General features: G+C 72.4%; 11 protein-coding genes. 6 read left to right on the forward strand and 5 right to left on the reverse strand.

The window, feature by feature from the left end:
• Positions 1-8: 8 nt before the first annotated feature.
• Positions 9-1,544, reverse strand: a complete 1,536-nt coding sequence (gene arfA, locus AIF0345_RS12875; RefSeq protein WP_285296360.1) for an arabinosylfuranosidase ArfA — start codon at positions 1,542-1,544, stop codon at positions 9-11.
• A 187-nt stretch (positions 1,545-1,731) separates the two neighbouring features.
• Here arfA and AIF0345_RS12880 point away from each other — a divergent pair, with 187 nt between their 5' ends.
• The 3 genes from AIF0345_RS12880 to AIF0345_RS12890 are packed head-to-tail and all read left to right on the forward strand — an operon-like array spanning position 1,732 to position 5,834.
• On the forward strand, positions 1,732-2,757 hold the full coding sequence (locus tag AIF0345_RS12880; RefSeq protein ID WP_285296361.1) for a LacI family DNA-binding transcriptional regulator: 1,026 nt from the start codon (positions 1,732-1,734) through the stop codon (positions 2,755-2,757).
• Positions 2,742-3,764, forward strand: coding sequence for a LacI family DNA-binding transcriptional regulator (locus tag AIF0345_RS12885; RefSeq protein WP_052374492.1), 1,023 nt, complete (start codon positions 2,742-2,744; stop codon positions 3,762-3,764). Before AIF0345_RS12880 ends, AIF0345_RS12885 begins: the two co-directional genes overlap by 16 nt.
• Before the next feature lie 57 nt (positions 3,765-3,821).
• Complete coding sequence (locus AIF0345_RS12890; protein ID WP_285296362.1) at positions 3,822-5,834, forward strand: glycoside hydrolase family 2 protein; 2,013 nt, start codon at positions 3,822-3,824, stop codon at positions 5,832-5,834.
• A gap of 45 nt (positions 5,835-5,879) precedes the next feature.
• Here AIF0345_RS12890 and araA read toward each other — a convergent pair whose 3' ends face one another.
• A complete protein-coding gene (gene araA, locus AIF0345_RS12895) occupies positions 5,880-7,397 on the reverse strand; it encodes an L-arabinose isomerase (RefSeq protein ID WP_285296363.1) in 1,518 nt (505 codons plus the stop codon).
• Positions 7,398-8,147: 750 nt separating this feature from the next.
• Between araA and AIF0345_RS12900 the strand changes: the two genes are divergently transcribed.
• The 3 genes from AIF0345_RS12900 (at position 8,148) to AIF0345_RS12910 (ending at position 12,389) form a co-directional block, all read left to right on the forward strand.
• On the forward strand, positions 8,148-9,587 hold the full coding sequence (locus AIF0345_RS12900) for an MFS transporter (RefSeq protein ID WP_285296364.1): 1,440 nt from the start codon (positions 8,148-8,150) through the stop codon (positions 9,585-9,587).
• Between the two features lie 119 nt (positions 9,588-9,706).
• Positions 9,707-10,783, forward strand: coding sequence for a nucleoside hydrolase (locus tag AIF0345_RS12905; RefSeq protein ID WP_285296365.1), 1,077 nt, complete (start codon positions 9,707-9,709; stop codon positions 10,781-10,783).
• A 10-nt stretch (positions 10,784-10,793) separates the two neighbouring features.
• Positions 10,794-12,389: a carboxylesterase/lipase family protein gene (locus tag AIF0345_RS12910; RefSeq protein WP_285296366.1), complete on the forward strand. Its 1,596-nt coding sequence runs from the start codon at positions 10,794-10,796 to the stop codon at positions 12,387-12,389.
• 149 nt (positions 12,390-12,538) lie between these two features.
• On the opposite strand, the gene AIF0345_RS12915 is transcribed toward AIF0345_RS12910, so the two are convergent.
• The 3 genes from AIF0345_RS12915 to AIF0345_RS12925 are packed head-to-tail and all read right to left on the reverse strand — an operon-like array spanning position 12,539 to position 15,418.
• Entirely contained in the window at positions 12,539-13,534 is a 996-nt protein-coding gene (locus tag AIF0345_RS12915; RefSeq protein ID WP_285296367.1) for a transketolase family protein, read from the reverse strand.
• Positions 13,531-14,409 carry a transketolase gene (locus AIF0345_RS12920; protein WP_285296368.1) on the reverse strand — a complete coding sequence of 293 codons (879 nt, stop codon included), beginning with the start codon at positions 14,407-14,409 and terminating at the stop codon, positions 13,531-13,533. The genes AIF0345_RS12915 and AIF0345_RS12920 overlap by 4 nt, the downstream gene beginning before the upstream one ends.
• Before the next feature lie 25 nt (positions 14,410-14,434).
• Positions 14,435-15,418, reverse strand: coding sequence for a sugar phosphate isomerase/epimerase family protein (locus AIF0345_RS12925; RefSeq protein WP_285296369.1), 984 nt, complete (start codon positions 15,416-15,418; stop codon positions 14,435-14,437).
• Positions 15,419-15,433: the final 15 nt, after the last annotated feature.

Raw genomic sequence — 15,433 nt, forward strand, 5'->3', positions numbered from 1 at the left:
GAAGCGGGTCAGGCGAGCTCGACCGCGAGCCAGCCGGCCGGCGGCAGGACGGTGGTGAGCGTGGAGCCGGCTAGCTCGACCGGGTGCGCCACCGGGACGACGACGTCGGGCGCGTCCGCGGTGTTGACGGCGTCGAGGTCGTCCGGAGCGAGGATCTGCGCCGCGACGACCCGGCTCGCCCCCAGGCCCCCGAGAGCGGCGCTCACCTCCACGGGCTCGGTCAGGGACCGGTTCAGGGCGAGCAGGCAGCCGCGGCCGGCGCCCGCGCCGTCGGCGTCCCAGGTGGCGACGGCGTCGAGCTGGTCGACCTCGCCGTAGCGCTCGGTACGGGTGGGGGGGCTGGCGACGACGGCGTCGTAGGCGGTGCCGCGGGCGATGCGCGAGGCGATGGCGAAGGGGTGGAAGATGGTCTGGCGCCAGGCCCTCCCGCCGTGCGCGGCGGGCTCGGTCATAATGGGCCCGATGACGTTGACCAGCTGGGCCAGGCTCGCGGCCCTGACCCGGTCGGCGTGCCGCAGCAGGCAGATGAGCAGCCCGCCGACGACGAGGGCGTCGGCTCCGGTGTAGACGTCCTCGATGCGCGGTGCGGCCTCGGGCCAGTCGTCGGGCGCGAAGCCGTGCTCGACGGCGTTCCAGGCCGACAGGCGCCACACGTTCCACTCATCGACGCTGATCTTGATCCTCTTGGCGGAGCGGTGCTTGGCGCCGACGGCGTCGGCGGTGGCGATGACCCCGTCGATGAAGCGGTCGAGGTCCACGCCGGCGGCCAGGAAGCTGGCGCGGTCCTGGGCGTCGGGGTCGACGTAGCGGTGGAGGCTGATGTAGTCGACCTCGTCGTAGGCCAGGTCGAGGACGGTGCGCTCCCAGTCCCCGAAGGTCGGCATCTCCCAGGCGGAGGACCCGCAGGCGACCAGCTCGAGCCCCTGGTTGACCATGCGCATGGCGCGGGCCGTCGACAGGGCGAGGTGGGCGTAGTCCTCGGCGTTCTTGTGCCCGACCTGCCAGGGACCGTCCATCTCGTTGCCCAGGCACCACATGCGCACGTCGTAGGGCTCGGCGCGTCCGTTGGCGCGGCGCAGGTTGGCGCAGGCGGTGTCGGCGCGGCCGTTGACGTAGTCCAGCAGGTCCACCGCCTCGCTCTCGCCGCGGGTGCCGAGGTTGACGGCCAGCATGGGCTCGATGCCGGTCTTGGCGCACCAGTCCATGAACTGGTCGGTGCCGAAGGCGTTGGTCTCGGTGGTGTGCCAGGCGAGATCGAGACGGCGCGGCCGCTCGACCGCGGGGCCGACGCCGTCCTCCCACCGGTAGCTGGACACGAAGTTCCCGCCGGGGTAGCGCACAGTGGTCACGCCGAGCTCCCTGACCAGCTCCATGACGTCGCGGCGCAGGCCGGCCTCGTCCGCGCTCGGGTGGTCGGGCTCGTAGATGCCCGTATAGACGCAGCGACCCATGTGCTCCACGAAGGAGCCGTACACGCGGGGGTGGATCCGGCCGATGGGGCGGTCGGGATCAATGGAGATGCGGGCCTTGCGCGAAGGCGTCATGGGGTCCTCCTGTGGGTGGCGGCCGTTCCGTCAGGAGCAATGCTCACCCATCTGATTCATCGTTGTCAACACCTGAAGTCCTGGTCATATACAATACATTGCCGCCATTGCAGGCGTAAGTGAGAATCCCGTCCATAAGACATCGTTGAATATGCCCTCCGGCATGCCCCCCGTTAGGATTCGTCACATGACCAGCACGCTGACCGACGTCGCAGCACGCGCCGGCGTGTCGCCGAAGACGGTCTCCAGGGTCGTCAACGACGAGCCCGGCGTGTCACCCGCGACTCGGGCCCGCGTCGCCGCCGCCCTGAAGGAGACCGGCTACTCCCCCGACCCCGCGGCACGCTCCCTGCGCACCGGCCGCTCGGGCGTCATCGGCCTGGCTGTGCCCGAGCTCGGGCAGCCCTTCTTCGCCGAGATCGCGGACCGGATCGCGGCCTGCGCGCGACGGCGCGGCCTCGCCGTCGTCATGGGCGTGACCGGGGAGCGGGGCGAGGGCGAGGCGGACTTCTTCGCGCGCAGCACCGCCCTGGACGGCGTGATCCTGTACTGGCAGGGCCTGTCCCCCCGGGCGCTCGCCCAGGAGGCGAAGCGCTGCCCGCTGGTCCTCCTCGGCGAGAACGAGCACGCCGAGGCCGACCGCGTCACCATGGACAACGAGCGCGGCATCGACCTGGCGCTGGCGCACCTGACGGCCCTGGGCCGCGAGCGCATCGCCGTCATCGGGGTTCCCGACCCGGCGCTCCGCAGCCACGCCGCCGGCAGGGCCCGCGCCGCGGCCTTCCGCACCGCCGCCGGGCGGCAGGGCGTCGCCGTCGACGAGCGCCTTCTCATCGCCTCGGCGGAGTGGCGACGTCCGGACGGCGCGGCGGCCGTCAAGCGCCTGCTGGCCTCGGGCCTCCCCTTCGACGCCCTAATCGCCTTCAACGACGGCCTCGCGCTGGGCGCGCTGCGCGCCCTGGCGGGCGCCGGGGTGCGCGTGCCGGACGACGTCGCCGTCACCGGCTTCGACAACCTGGAGGCCTCCCGCTACTCCGTCCCCTCCCTGACGACCGTCTCCCCCCGCCTGAGCGCCTACGCCGACGACGCGGTGGACCTGCTGGCCGCGCGGATCGAGGACGCCGGCGCGCCGGTGCGGACCCTCGTCGAGGGCGTGGCCCTGCTGCCCCGCGACTCCACCATCGGAGGTGACGCGCCGTGGCGGCCCAGGTGACGATGCGGCAGGTCGCGGACCTGGCGGGCGTGTCGGCCAAGACGGTCTCCAACGTCATGCGCGGGACGGGCGGCGCCTCGCAGGCGACCCGCGAGCGCGTCCTGGCCGCGGTGCGGGAGCTCGGGTACCGGGTCAACCCGCGGGCCGCGGCCCTGCGCTCGGGCAGGCACGGGGCGATCGCGCTGGCCGTACCGACCCTGCAGCAGCCCACCTACGCGCTCCTGGCGGCCGAGCTCATGCGGGCGGCCGAGCCGGTCCCGGTCGTCCTCGAGCTGACCCGGGCGGAGCGGAGCACCGAGCTGGCCCTACTCCAGGGCTCGTGGCGCAGCCGGTGCGACGCCCTCGTGCTGGTCCCGCGCGGTACGGACCCGGCCGCGCGAGCGTACGAGGACGCCGACGACGCCGTCGTCCTCATCGCCGACGACGGCCCCGCGGGGCTGACCCGGATCACCTGCCCGCCGCGGGCGCAGGGCGATCTCGTCGCACGCCACCTGAGCGGCCTGGGGCGGCGCCGCGCCGCCGTCCTGGGCATCACCGACCCGGCGGACCGGTGGACCGAGGCCTGCGAGGCGTCCCTGCGGCGGGCGGGCCTGGAGGTCCCGCCGCAGGCGGTGATACGGCTGGCCGAGCCCGACGGCGTGCGCGGCGGCGTCGAGGCCGTCACGCGGCTCCTGCACCAGGGCTCGGACGTGGAGGCCGTCGTCTGCCACAATGACGCCATCGCCTCGGGAGCGCTGAGCACCCTGCTGCGGCGCGGGGCACGGGTGCCCGAGGACGTCGTCGTCATCGGCCGGGGGGACACGGAGACCGCCGCCTTCGCGACCCCGCCGCTGACCAGCGTCTCCTGCGCGGCCGAGGCCACCGCGGCCGCGGCCATGGCCCACTTCCGGGCGCGACTGACGGACCCGCTCCCCCGGCCGCGCACCATTGAGGTCGCCCCGGCCCTCACGGTCCGCCGCTCCTCATCGCCCACGCCTTCAGAGCCCTCAGGGTCCTCAGGGTCCTGAGGGCCGCCTCCGACCAGCACGCCGACACGACCCGTCATCCGACCGAAAGGACGCACCATGGCCGACACCGCCAGCTCCACGGACCGGTCCGCCGATCCCTCCGGGGGCCATCCCTTCCCCCAGCTGCGCCGCTCCCACTGGTGCAGCCTGGACGGCCCGTGGAGCTTCGCCTACGACGACGACGAGACCGGCCTGGAGCGGGACTGGCCCTCCTGCGGCGTCAACGAGCGCACCATCGCCGTGCCCTTCCCGCCCGAGAGCGAGCGCTCCGGAGTCGGGGACACCGGCTACCACCCCGTCGTGTGGTACTCGCGCACGCTCGCCGCCGCCGACCTGGTCCGCGCGGGCCGGCCGGCGCAGGGCGAGCGGGTGCTGCTGCACTTCGGCGCGGTGGACTACCGGGCGAGCGTGTGGATCGACGGCCAGCTGGTGGGCGAGCACGAGGGCGGGCACGTGCCCTTCGCCCTCGACATCACGCGCGCCCTGCCCGACGGCGGCGAGGACGCCCTGCTCGTCGTGCGGGCCGAGGATCGGCCGCTGGACGCCGGCCAGCCGCGCGGCAAGCAGGACTGGCAGCCCGAGCCGCACAACATCTGGTACTCGCGCACGACAGGCATCTGGCAGAGCGTCTGGCTGGAGGCGGTGCCGCGCACCGCGATCGCCGAGCTCGCCTGGACGCCGAGCAGGGCCTGCGACGCCGTCGAGCTCGCGGTGACCACGACGCGCCCGGTCCCGGCGGGCTCGCGGATCACCGCCCGGCTGACCATCGAGGGCCACCTGCTGGCCGAGGCGACGGCGAGGCTGCCGGAGACGACGACGGCGGGGCTGACCATCGACCTGCGCGAGCAGGTGCACGGCCAGCACTACGAGAAGCTCCTGTGGTCGCCCGAGCACCCCCGGCTCATCGGGGCCGAGGTCATGCTCGCCCCCGCCAAGGCCCCGCTCACCGGCGGGCGGGCCGCGACGGTCGCGCCGGGCTCGGTGCCCGACGTCGTCGCCTCCTACCTGGGGCTGCGCTCGGTGGGCACCCGGCACCGCCGCTTCCTGCTCAACGGCCGCCCCTACTACGTGCGCGCCGTCCTTGAGCAGGGCTTCTGGCCGGACTCGCACCTGGCGGCGCCCGACGACCAGGCCCGCCGCGACGAGGTCGCCCTGATCAAGCGGCTCGGCTTCAATGCGGCGCGCCTCCACCAGAAAATCGAGGACCCGCGCCTCCTGTACTGGGCGGACCGCCTGGGCCTGCTCCTGTGGGGCGAGATGCCGGCGTCCTACGAGTTCACGACGCAGTCGATCACCCGCCTGGTGGCGGAGTGGGGAGCGGCGGTGCGCCGCGACCGCTCCCACCCGAGCATCGTCACCTGGGTGCCGATCAACGAGAGCTGGGGCGTGCAGCACCTCGCCCACCGCCCCGAGCAGCGGGCCCTCAGCCGGGCGCTGGCCGACCTGACCCGCGCGATCGACCCGTCCCGCCCGGTGGTCTCCAACGACGGCTGGGAGCACACCTGCTCGGACATCATCTCGATCCACGACTACGACGCCGACGACCTGGCGGTGACGCTGCGCTACGCCGAGGAGGACAGGCTGGAGGCGCTCCTGGCCGGCCTGGGCCCGGCCGGGCGGAGCATCACGGTGCAGGGCCCGGTGGACCGCGAGGCGCCGGTGATGGTCACGGAGTTCGGCGGCATCCGCTACCTCCCCGACGGCGAGCGGACGGACGGCGGCGAGGGCGCTGCGGGCGCTACGAACGGCAGGGCCGCTGCAAGCAGTGCGGGCGCAGGGGGCGCCAGGAGCGCTGCGGGCGCCGAGGAAACCGGCACGAGCGAGGACTGGGAGGATGAGGAGGACGAGACCACCTGGGGCTACACGACCGCCGACGGGCCGGAGGACTTCGAGGCGCGGCTGCGCCGGACCTTCGGCGCGCTCCAGGCGAGCCCCCACCTGGCCGGCTTCTGCTACACCCAGCTGACCGACACCATGCAGGAGGCCAACGGCCTGGCCGACGCGTACCGCCGCCCCAAGATCAGCGCCAAGGTGATCCGCGAGATCGTCAGGACGCCGGTCACCTCCTGAGGGCGCGGGAGACGGCGCCTCGGAAGACGGCCCGCCGGCCCCGGATCAGGCGCCCTGGGCCAGGCGGTGGTAGACCTGGTTGAGGCGCAGGGCCTGGGCGAAGGCGCGCGCGGTGGTGGCGCCGTCGATGACGGCCAGCTCCAGGCCGGCGATCTCGGCCAGGTCGGCCCAGGCCTCCAGGTCGGAGGCGGTGTCCATGACGGTGTGGTGGGCGGCGCCGGCCAGCATCCAGCACTCGGCGGAGGTGGCGAGGTCCGGGGAGGGCTCCCACACGGCCCGGGCCACGGGCAGGTTGGGCAGCGGCTCGTCGGGGCCGACGATCTCGACGACGTTGGCGGTCAGGCGGAAGCGCTCGCGCAGATCGGACATGGCCACGACGACGGCGGGGCCGGGGTCGGCGTCGAAGACCAGGCGGACCGGGTCCTCGCGGCCCCCGATGCCCAGGGGGTGGATCTCCAGGCGCGGCCTGGCGGTGGTCAGGGTCGGGCAGATCTCGAGCATGTGGGCGCCCAGGATCTTCTCCCTGCCCGGGGTCATCTCGTAGCAGTAGTCCTCCATGAGGGAGGCGCCGCCGGCCAGCCCGTGGCCCATGACCTTGGCGGCGCGCACGAGGAGGGCGGTCTTCCAGTCGCCCTCGGCGCCGAAGCCGTAGCCGGCCGCCATGAGCCGCTGGACGGCCAGGCCCGGCAGCTGGCGCAGCCCGCCGAGGTCCTCGAAGGTGGTGGTGAAGGCGGTGGCGCCGTGGGCCTGAAGGAAGCGGCGCATGCCGGCCTCGATGCGGGCGCCGTAGCGCAGGGAGTCGTGGCGCTCCCCGCCGGGGGCCAGCTCGTCGGCGACGTCGTAGGCCTGGAGGTACTCCGCGACCAGGGCGTCGATGCGGGCCTCCTCGACGGAGTCGACGACGGCGACCAGGTCGTTGACGCCCCAGGTGTTGACCGAGGCGCCCAGGCGCAGCTCGGCCTCGGTCTTGTCCCCCTCGGTGACGGCGACGCCCCGCATGTTGTCGCCGAAGCGGACCAGGCGGGTGCGGTGCAGGGCGTCCCAGCCGGCGGCGGCGCGCGCCCACGTGCCGATCTTGTTCCGGGTGGCCGGGTGGGCGGCGTGGCCGACGACGACCTTGCGCCGCCGGCCGAGGCGGGTCAGGAGGTAGCCGAACTCGCGGTCGCCGTGGGCGGCCTGGTTGAGGTTCATGTAGTCCATGTCGATGGTGGACCACGGCAGCCGCTCGGAGTACTGGGTGTGGAGCTGGAGGAGCGGCTCGTCCAGGGCGTCGATGCCCGCGATCCACATCTTGGCCGGGGAGAAGGTGTGCATCCAGGCGATGACGCCGATGCAGGCGTCGTCGGCGTTGGCGGCCAGCATGGCGGCCCGGATGGCGTCGCGGTCCTTGAGGACCGGCTTCCACACGATCGGCACGGGGACGGCGTCGGCGTCGTCGAGCCAGGCGGCGACCTGCCGGGACTGGTCGGCGACCCGGGCGAGAGCCTCCTCGCCGTAGAGGTCCTGGGAGCCGGTGAGGAACCAGATCTCCTTGCCCTCGAAGGGGCTGGGCGCAGCGGTCATGTGCGGTCTCCTTGCAGCAGGGCGGATACTCCTATTGTGAACGTTCACATCGCAGAACGTCAACCTTTGCGTCGCGGCACCCGCCCGGAGAGCGCGACCGGCGTCCCTGCACACATCTGAAACCTCTACGAGACCCGCGACCGGGAGGCGTAGCGCAGGATCGGCACCGATCGCACGGATCAGTCCGAACAGACCAGGGTCTTCCCCTGAGCCGCCTCCGCAAGCACGGCTTCATCACCGCTGGGCACGGGACAAAGCAGGTGCTGTCCGCGACCGTCCCCGGCCCCCGGAGCCCGCCCCGCCCGGCCCGCTCCCTGAGGCGAACGCAGGTGGATCGCGGCGCCCGGCGGACTCTTCGGGCCGACTCCGGCACGGAGACGAACCGAGCTCGGCCAAGGGTCTGCGGACCCGGGCGACGGGGCGCGCCGCTTTCGTCGAGATCGGTCGATCTCCGGCTCGACGAAGGGGGTGGCGAGGACCAGGAGGCGGCGGTGGGGCACGCCCCGAGAGGCACCGTCGAGATTGGCGCGCTCGCCTCACCAGCCGCCTGAGAGAACCAGCGGACTGGACGTCCGGACACCCTGCTGACACCGCTCATCCAGGCGACGGCGCGGACACGACGGCCCCGCGAGCACCGAGGGCCACCGCAGCTCGCTTCATTGACACGAACAGTTCATTCGTTATTGAATAAAGATAATCATCCGGACGGTCGCCCTCCCGCCCCGCTCCGGCATCGGTCAAAGGAGTCCCATGTCCACCCCGTCCACCACCGCGCCCGATCCCCTGCTCGAGGAGCCATCACGTCCCGGCACGTCCGCGAAGTACCTCGGCGGCCGCCCCTACTACCAGTACCTCATCTCCTTCATCATCGCCTCGGTCTTCCTGTACTCCTGCTACGCGGCCATGGCCTTCATCCTGCTGCCCAACTCCGTGCAGACCATCGAGTTCCAGCACTACTTCACCGGCACGAGCGTCCAGGACGTCAACGCGGTCCAGGAGCTGACCAACCTCAAGCAGTCGATCGAGGCCGGCACGACCACCGCCACCGCCGACCAGCAGATCCTGCTCGACAAGCTCGCCGCCTATGACGCCGCGCGCGCCAAGTCGATCTCATACATGATGATGATCGGCTCACTGTTCACGCTCTTCGCCCAGCCGATCGTCGGGGTCATCTCCGACCGCTGGCGCTCGGCCCTCGGACGGCGCGCCTTCTGGATCGTGGCGGGCGCCATCGGCGGCGCCACCTTCATGGTGGGCCTGCGCTACTCCAGCTCGATCGCCCTGCTCACGGTCTTCTGGACCGTGGGCCAGGTCTCCCTCAACTTCATGCAGGCCCCCCTGTCGACCACCGTGGCCGACCGCGTGCCCGAGAACAGGGTCGGCATGGTCTCCGGACTGTCCGGCGTGGGCATGATGGGCGGCTTCACCGGCGGCAGCGTGGTGGCCGGGCTGCTCATGAACCGTCTGGGCCTGAACACCTACTTCGTCTTCGCCCTGGCCGTGGTCGTCGGAGCCCTCCTGTTCGTCACCCTCGCCAAGGACCGTTCCTCCAAGGACCTGGACGTCGCCCCCTTCGACTGGATCGGCTTCTTCAAGGGCTACGCCGTCCCCATGCGCGACCACGACTTCCGCTGGACCTGGGTCGCGCGCTTCTTCATGTTCTTCGGCTACACCGCCATCTCCAACTACGTGGTCTACATCCTCCAGTCCCACATGCAGCCGGCCCTGTCCGCGGCCGAGGCGAACACCACCTACGCGGGACTGTCCTCCGCGGCCCTGCCCGGCCAGCTGCTCATGATGCTCGTCGCCGGCAGGCTCTCCGACAGGGTCGGGCGCCGCAAGCCCTTCGTCATCGGCTCGTCGGCCTTCATCGCGGCGATCATGCTCATCCCGATCCTTGTGCCCACGCTCCCGGCCTTCTACGTGTTCTTCATCCTGCTGGCCGCCTCCTACGGCATGTACATGGCCGTGGACGTCGCCCTGTTCATCGACGTGCTGCCCGACAAGGAGGCCGCCGGCCGCGACCTGGGCGTGGCCAACGTCGCCTCCAACATCGGCCAGATGCTCGCCCCGGTCGCCGCCGGCCAGGTCGTCGCCCTCACCGCCGGCTACAGCTCGCTGTTCATCATGTCGATCATCGCCGTCGCCATTAGCGCCGTCGCAATCATCCCCGTCAAGAAGGTCAGGTAACCGCACGCCGTGCGGGGCGGGGCGCACCGTCGCACCGGCCCCGCACGGCATCGCCGCCCCACCCGCGCAACCCGCACAACCCGCACAACCCGCACAACCCGCACAATGAGGAGCCCAGCATGACCGCTGAACCAGCCGCACCGACAACACCGACAACACCGACAACACCGACAACGCCGACAGCATCCGCAGTCCCCACCGCCCCCAGGACCTGGGCCCATGGGAGCCGGCCCTGGCTGCCCGAGGCGGACCGCCTCGAGGGCGTCCGCCCCCGCACCCGGGTCATCGTCGACAACGACTTCGCGGGCGACCCCGACGACCTCTTCCAGCTCGCCCACCACCTGCTCGTCGAGGGCACGGAGGTGCGCGGCGTCGTCGTCTCCCGCCTGAGGGAGGACGACTCCTGGAACCGCACCGGCTCCTCGATCCGGGCCGGCCGCGAGCGGGTCGAGGGCCTGCTCGCGGCGATGGGTGTCACCGGCGTCGACCTGTACGACGGCGATGACCGCGGCTTCGACGCCCACGACGGCCCCACCGACGCCTCGCGCTTCATCGTCGCCGAGGCCATGCGCGACGACGACCGCCCCCTGTACCTGGTCGCGGGCGGGTCGCTCGGCGACGTCGCCCGCGCCTTCAGGTCCGAGCCGGCCATCGCCGAGCGCCTCACGCTCATCTGGATCGGGGGCTCGGAGCACGCGGGGCTCGCGTACGCGCCCGAGGGCGCCACGACCCTGGAGTACAACATGGCGCTCGACGTCGCCTCCGCCATGTACGTGTTCAACGAGACCGACGCCCGCATCTGGCAGATGCCCCGCGACGTCTACCGCTCGGCGGCCGTGTCCCTGCCCGTCATCCGCCGCGGCTGCGCGGCCGCCGGGGCGCTGGGGGGCTACCTCCTGGCCCAGCTGGGCGGGGTGCGCGCCATGGTCGCGGGCACGGGCGCGCACCCCGGCGCCACCTACGTGCTCGGGGACCAGCCGCTGGTGCTCCTGTCCTCGCTGCAGACCACCTTCGAGCCCGACGCCGCCTCCTCCTACTACGACGTCGTGCCCACGCCGCAGCTGGCCGAGGACGGTACCTACCGCTACCCGCAGGACACGCGCCCCATGCGCCGCTACCGGCGCATCGACAACAACCTGCTCTTCGACGACATGTTCGCCTCCTTCGCCGCCCTGGCCGACTGGCTCGAGGAGTGAGGCCGGGACCATGTACAACTCCGCTGTCGTGACCACTGTCCACGGGCCGGTGCGCGGCCGGGTTGCGGGCGGCGTCGCCTCCTTCAAGGGCATCCGCTACGGGGCGGACACGGCCGGCTACCGCTTCTGCCCGCCGCGCCCGCCCGCGCCGTGGACCGAGCCCGCAGGCGCCTTCGAGTTCGGCCCCACCGCGCCCCAGGACCACCCCGACACCGGCACCGACCGGGCGGCCGACCCCTTCCTGCAGATGATCGGACTGACCGACAGCCTGCCGGAGTCCGAGGACTGCCTGTTCGTCAACGTCTGGACGCCGGGCACGGCGGCCCGGGCGCGCGATGCGGGCCGGCTGGCGCCGGCCCGGCCTGTGCTCGTGTGGGTCCACTCCGGGGGCTACTCGGACAACTCGGGCTCCTCGCCGTCGATCGACGGCGCCCGCCTGGCGGCCGAGCACGACCTGGTCGTCGTGACCTTCAACCACCGCCTGAACGCCCTGGGCTACATGCAGGTGGTCGACCCTACCGCCGAGCCGGGCTCCCCCTACGCGGTCTCCGGGAACGTCGGCCAGCTCGACATTGTGGCCGCGCTGGAGTGGGTCCGGGACAATATTGCCGCCTTCGGCGGGGACCCGGGCAGCGTGACGCTGGCCGGCCAGTCCGGCGGGGCCATGAAGATCTCGCTGCTGCTGGCCATGCCCGCGGCCCAGCCGCTCTTCCACCGCGCGATCCTCCAGTCCGGCACAGCGGTGCGCGCCCTCGCCCCCGCCGAGGCGCTGGCCGCCGCGGGACGCCTGCGCGCGGCGGCCGGGCTCGCCGACGACGCCGGCCCCGAGGCCCTGGCGGGGCTGGCGCTGGCAGACCTCATGCGCGCCTACAAGGCGGTCGCGACGGGCATGACGGACTTCGGCCCGGTGGTCGACGGCCTGGTGGTGCCGCACCAGCCCTTCTCCGCCGCCTCTGTGGCCCTCAGCGGGGACAAGCCGCTCATCATGGGCGACATGGACACCGAGGCGGCGCTGTTCCTGTCCGGGCGGCGGGAGGCGCTGGAGGCCCTGGGCCGGGAGGGGGTCGTCGCCCGGCTGGCCCGCGCCGTCGGGGAGGACACGGCCGATCGCCTCGTGGGGGCGATCGAGGCGCACCGCCCCGGTATCGGCCCCTACGAGCTGGCGGTGCAGGTCGTCTCCGACGGCATCTTCGCCGGGCCCACACGTGCGGGCGCCGAGGCGCGCGCCACGGGGGCCCACGCGCCGACATGGCGCTACCGCAACCTGCTGCGCACAGCGGCCATGGACGGTGCGCTCATGAGCCCCCACGAGCTCGATGTCGCCCTGGCCTTCGGCAACATCGAGGCCGCGGCCGGGCTCAACGGCGGCACGCCCGAGACGCATGAGGTCTCGCGGGTCCTGAGGGCGACGTGGGCCGCCTTCGCGCGCAGCGGGGACCCAGCCAACGCGACGATCCCGACCTGGCCGGCCTACGACGGCGAGCGGAAGGTGCTCCTCATCTCCCCCACCCCGCGCGTGGCCGACGGCGACGTCGACGGCGCGGCCCTGGCCGTGGCCGGAGGGCTCTCGGACCGGATGATCGACTGGTTCGGCGTCTTCAGCTGATCGACGCGGCGCCGCTCCCGGTCCGGACCGATCTCGGCGCGGAAGTGAACCGATCTCGGCGGAAGGGGAGGCCGCCGAGAGCCGCGCAGAGGCCGAGCAGCGGGGGGCGGCGCCGGGACGCCGTCTCCCGCTGCTCGGGCGTCCTGGCGCTACGCCGCCGGAACGGCCATCAGCTCGCGGGCGGCGGCGATGATGCCGTCGGCGGAGATGCCCCAGTGGTCCATGAGCCAGGCCTCGGAGCCGGTGGGGGCGAACTCGTCGGGGACCCCGATCCTCCTGACCGGCACCGGGCACCGCTCCGTCACCAGCTCGGCGACGGCGCCGCCGAGGCCGCCCTTGACGGTGCCCTCCTCGACGGTGATGATGCGGCCGGTCTCGCGCGCGGCCGCGAGGACGGCGTCCTCGTCGAGCGGCTTGACCACGGGGACCGACAGGAGCCTGGCGCGCACGCCCTCGGCGGCGAGCCGGTCGGCGGCATCGACGGCCCGGTGCACCGTGACCCCGTTGGCGATGATCGTCAGGTCTGCACCCTCGCCGCCCTCGCCGCCCTCGCGCAGGACGGTGGCCCGGGGCGTGAAGACGTAGTCCTCGCCGTGGAGGGCCGGGACCTTCATACGCGAGATGCGGATGTAGGCGGGGCCGTCGAGCTCGGAGTACGCCCAGCGGACGGCGCCGGCGGTCTCGGCCGGGTCGGCGGGGACGATGACGGTCATCTCCGGGATGGAGCGCATGATCGACACGTCCTCCGCGCTGTGGTGGGTGGAGCCGAGCGGGCCGTACGCCAGGCCCGGGGACTGGGCGCACAGCAGCATGTGACGGTGGGAGTAGGCGGCGTCGATCTTGATCTGCTCGGTGGCGCGGGCGGACAGGAAGGAGCCGGCGCAGGAGACGACGGGGATCTTGCCGCCGTTCTCCAGGCCCGCGGCCACGCCGACCTGGTTCTGCTCGGCGATGCCGACGTTGATGAGGCGGCTTGGGAGCTCCTCGTGGAAGCCGCCCAGGTTGGACGAGCCGATGGAGTCGTTGGTGACGATGACGAGGCGCTCGTCGGCCCGGGCGATGTCGGTCAGGGTGGCCGCGTAGGCCCTGCGGCAGTCGTGCAGGGGGGTTTCCGGGGCGGTTCGGGTCGGGGTGCGCGTGCTCACTTGAGTGCCTCCAGCTCTGACAGGGCGCGGGTAGCCTCCTCCTCGGTGGGCAGCCGGTGGTGCCACGGGACCGAGTCGGACATGAAGGAGATCGGGTGGCCCTTGTGGGAGTGGGCGATAATGAACGTCGGTCTCCCGGAGGCGGCCGGGACGCGCGCGAAGGCGTCCAGGAGCGCCCCGTAGTCGTGGGCGTCGACGTGGGCGACCTCCCACCCGAAGGCGCGGGCCTTGTCGTCCAGGGGGGTGAGGTCGTTGGTGTCCTCGGTGGTGGCGCCCTGCTGGAGGTGGTTGCGGTCGGCGACCGCGCACAGGTTGTCCAGCCTGAACTGGGCGGCGAACATGAGGGCCTCCCAGTTGGAGCCCTCCTGGAGCTCGCCGTCGCCGGTCAGAACGAAGACGCGCCTGGGAGAGCCGTCGATCTTGGCCGCCAGGGCGTCGCCGACGGCGATGGGCAGGCCGTGCCCCAGCGGCCCGGTGTTGGCCTCGACGCCGCGCACCTTGGTGCGGGCGGGGTGGCCGTTGAGCATGGAGCCGGGCTGGACGAAGGTGTCGAGCTGCTCGACGGGGATGAGGCCGGCCGCGGCGAAGGTGGTGTACAGGGCGTTGGCGGCGTGCCCCTTGGACAGGATGACGCGGTCGCGGTCCGGGTCGTCGAGGTTGTCCGCGGTGATGTTGGCCTCGTGCAGATAGAGCGTGGCCAGCACGTCGATGATCGAGAGCTCGCCGCCGATGTGCCCCATGCCGGCGTTGACGACATTGGACAGGTCCTTGCGGCGGATGAGGCGGGCCCCCTCCTTGAGGTGGGCGATCACCTCCTGCCTGCCGGCCCCGGGCGGCGTGCGCCCGATGACGGGAAGGTCCACGTGGAAGCTCATAATGTGTCTCCGTATCTTGTGGGTCTCAGGCCATGCAGCCGAGCAGGGCGTCCTGGACGACGCGCTGGGCGGCCAGCGGGTCCTGGCGCCTCTGCGCCTCGGCGAGGGCCTCCTCGTCGAGGCGGTCCAGGGCCCGGTGCAGGGCCTTGAGGAAGCGGATGGAGGTCCTGGCGTTGTCGACGACGTCCTCGCGGAAGGGGAACTGGTCGAGCTGCCACACGCCCTCCCAGCCGTTGACGCGCAGGGTGTGGAAGAACTCGAGGGCCTCGGTCATGTGGACGGTGCCCACGACCATGTCGTCGTCCCAGCCGCGGTAGTTGTCGTTGACGTCCATGCCCCACAGCAGGCCGTGGTCGATGAGGAGCTGGGCGGCCTCGGCCGGGGACTCCCCGCCGAACAGGGCGTGGCCGAAGTCGAGCAGGACGCCGACGTTGTCCACGCCCATGGCCTGGATGCCGAGCACGGTCTTGGCCGCGGAGGACCAGAACATGTGGGTGCGGGGCTCGCGCGGCTTGTACTCGATGACGAGCTTCAGGTCCGGGTTGGCCCTGGCCAGGTCCCGCATGCCCTCGACGGCGAGGCGGCTGAGCTCCTTGTAGTCGACCTGGAAGGGGTAGTCGAAGCCGTCCTGGCCGGGCCAGATCTTGACGTAGCGGGCTCCGAGCTCGCGCACGGCGTCGGCGGCGCCCTGCATGATGGCGCGGGCCGACTCGCGCTTGGCGGGGTCGGGGTTGGTGAAGGCGCCCATCTGGTGCTCGCGCAGGTAGATGTCCGGGGTGACGCCGATGGCCTTCAGCCCGGTGCGCTCCAGAGCGGCCTTGACGTCGGTGGTGGTCAGCCCGCCGGTGAAGGGGTAGTTGAGGTCGACGTAGCTGATGTCGCCGACCTCGGCGGCCAGCTCGATCTGCTCGATGGTGGAGCGGGGGTCGCCGTAGCCGTCGACCGCGTAGCGGTCCACGTAGGTGGCGAAGTTCCACAGGCCGGCTCCGAAGACGGGTTCATCGGACATAGTGAGTCATCTCCA

Origin of the sequence: Actinomyces israelii, assembly GCF_030253495.1 — a bacterium.
GTDB classification, from domain to species: domain Bacteria; phylum Actinomycetota; class Actinomycetes; order Actinomycetales; family Actinomycetaceae; genus Actinomyces; species Actinomyces israelii.

What these genes read in the sequence shown, in the direction of transcription:
- arfA (WP_285296360.1), bottom strand. Translation starts at nt 1,544, where the DNA reads ATGACGCCTTCGCGCAAGGCCCGCATCTCCATTGATCCCGACCGCCCC.
- AIF0345_RS12880 (WP_285296361.1), top strand. Translation starts at nt 1,732, where the DNA reads ATGACCAGCACGCTGACCGACGTCGCAGCACGCGCCGGCGTGTCGCCG.
- AIF0345_RS12890 (WP_285296362.1), top strand. Translation starts at nt 3,822, where the DNA reads ATGGCCGACACCGCCAGCTCCACGGACCGGTCCGCCGATCCCTCCGGG.
- araA (WP_285296363.1), bottom strand. Translation starts at nt 7,397, where the DNA reads ATGACCGCTGCGCCCAGCCCCTTCGAGGGCAAGGAGATCTGGTTCCTC.
- AIF0345_RS12900 (WP_285296364.1), top strand. Translation starts at nt 8,148, where the DNA reads ATGTCCACCCCGTCCACCACCGCGCCCGATCCCCTGCTCGAGGAGCCA.
- AIF0345_RS12905 (WP_285296365.1), top strand. Translation starts at nt 9,707, where the DNA reads ATGACCGCTGAACCAGCCGCACCGACAACACCGACAACACCGACAACA.
- AIF0345_RS12910 (WP_285296366.1), top strand. Translation starts at nt 10,794, where the DNA reads ATGTACAACTCCGCTGTCGTGACCACTGTCCACGGGCCGGTGCGCGGC.
- AIF0345_RS12920 (WP_285296368.1), bottom strand. Translation starts at nt 14,409, where the DNA reads ATGAGCTTCCACGTGGACCTTCCCGTCATCGGGCGCACGCCGCCCGGG.
- AIF0345_RS12925 (WP_285296369.1), bottom strand. Translation starts at nt 15,418, where the DNA reads ATGTCCGATGAACCCGTCTTCGGAGCCGGCCTGTGGAACTTCGCCACC.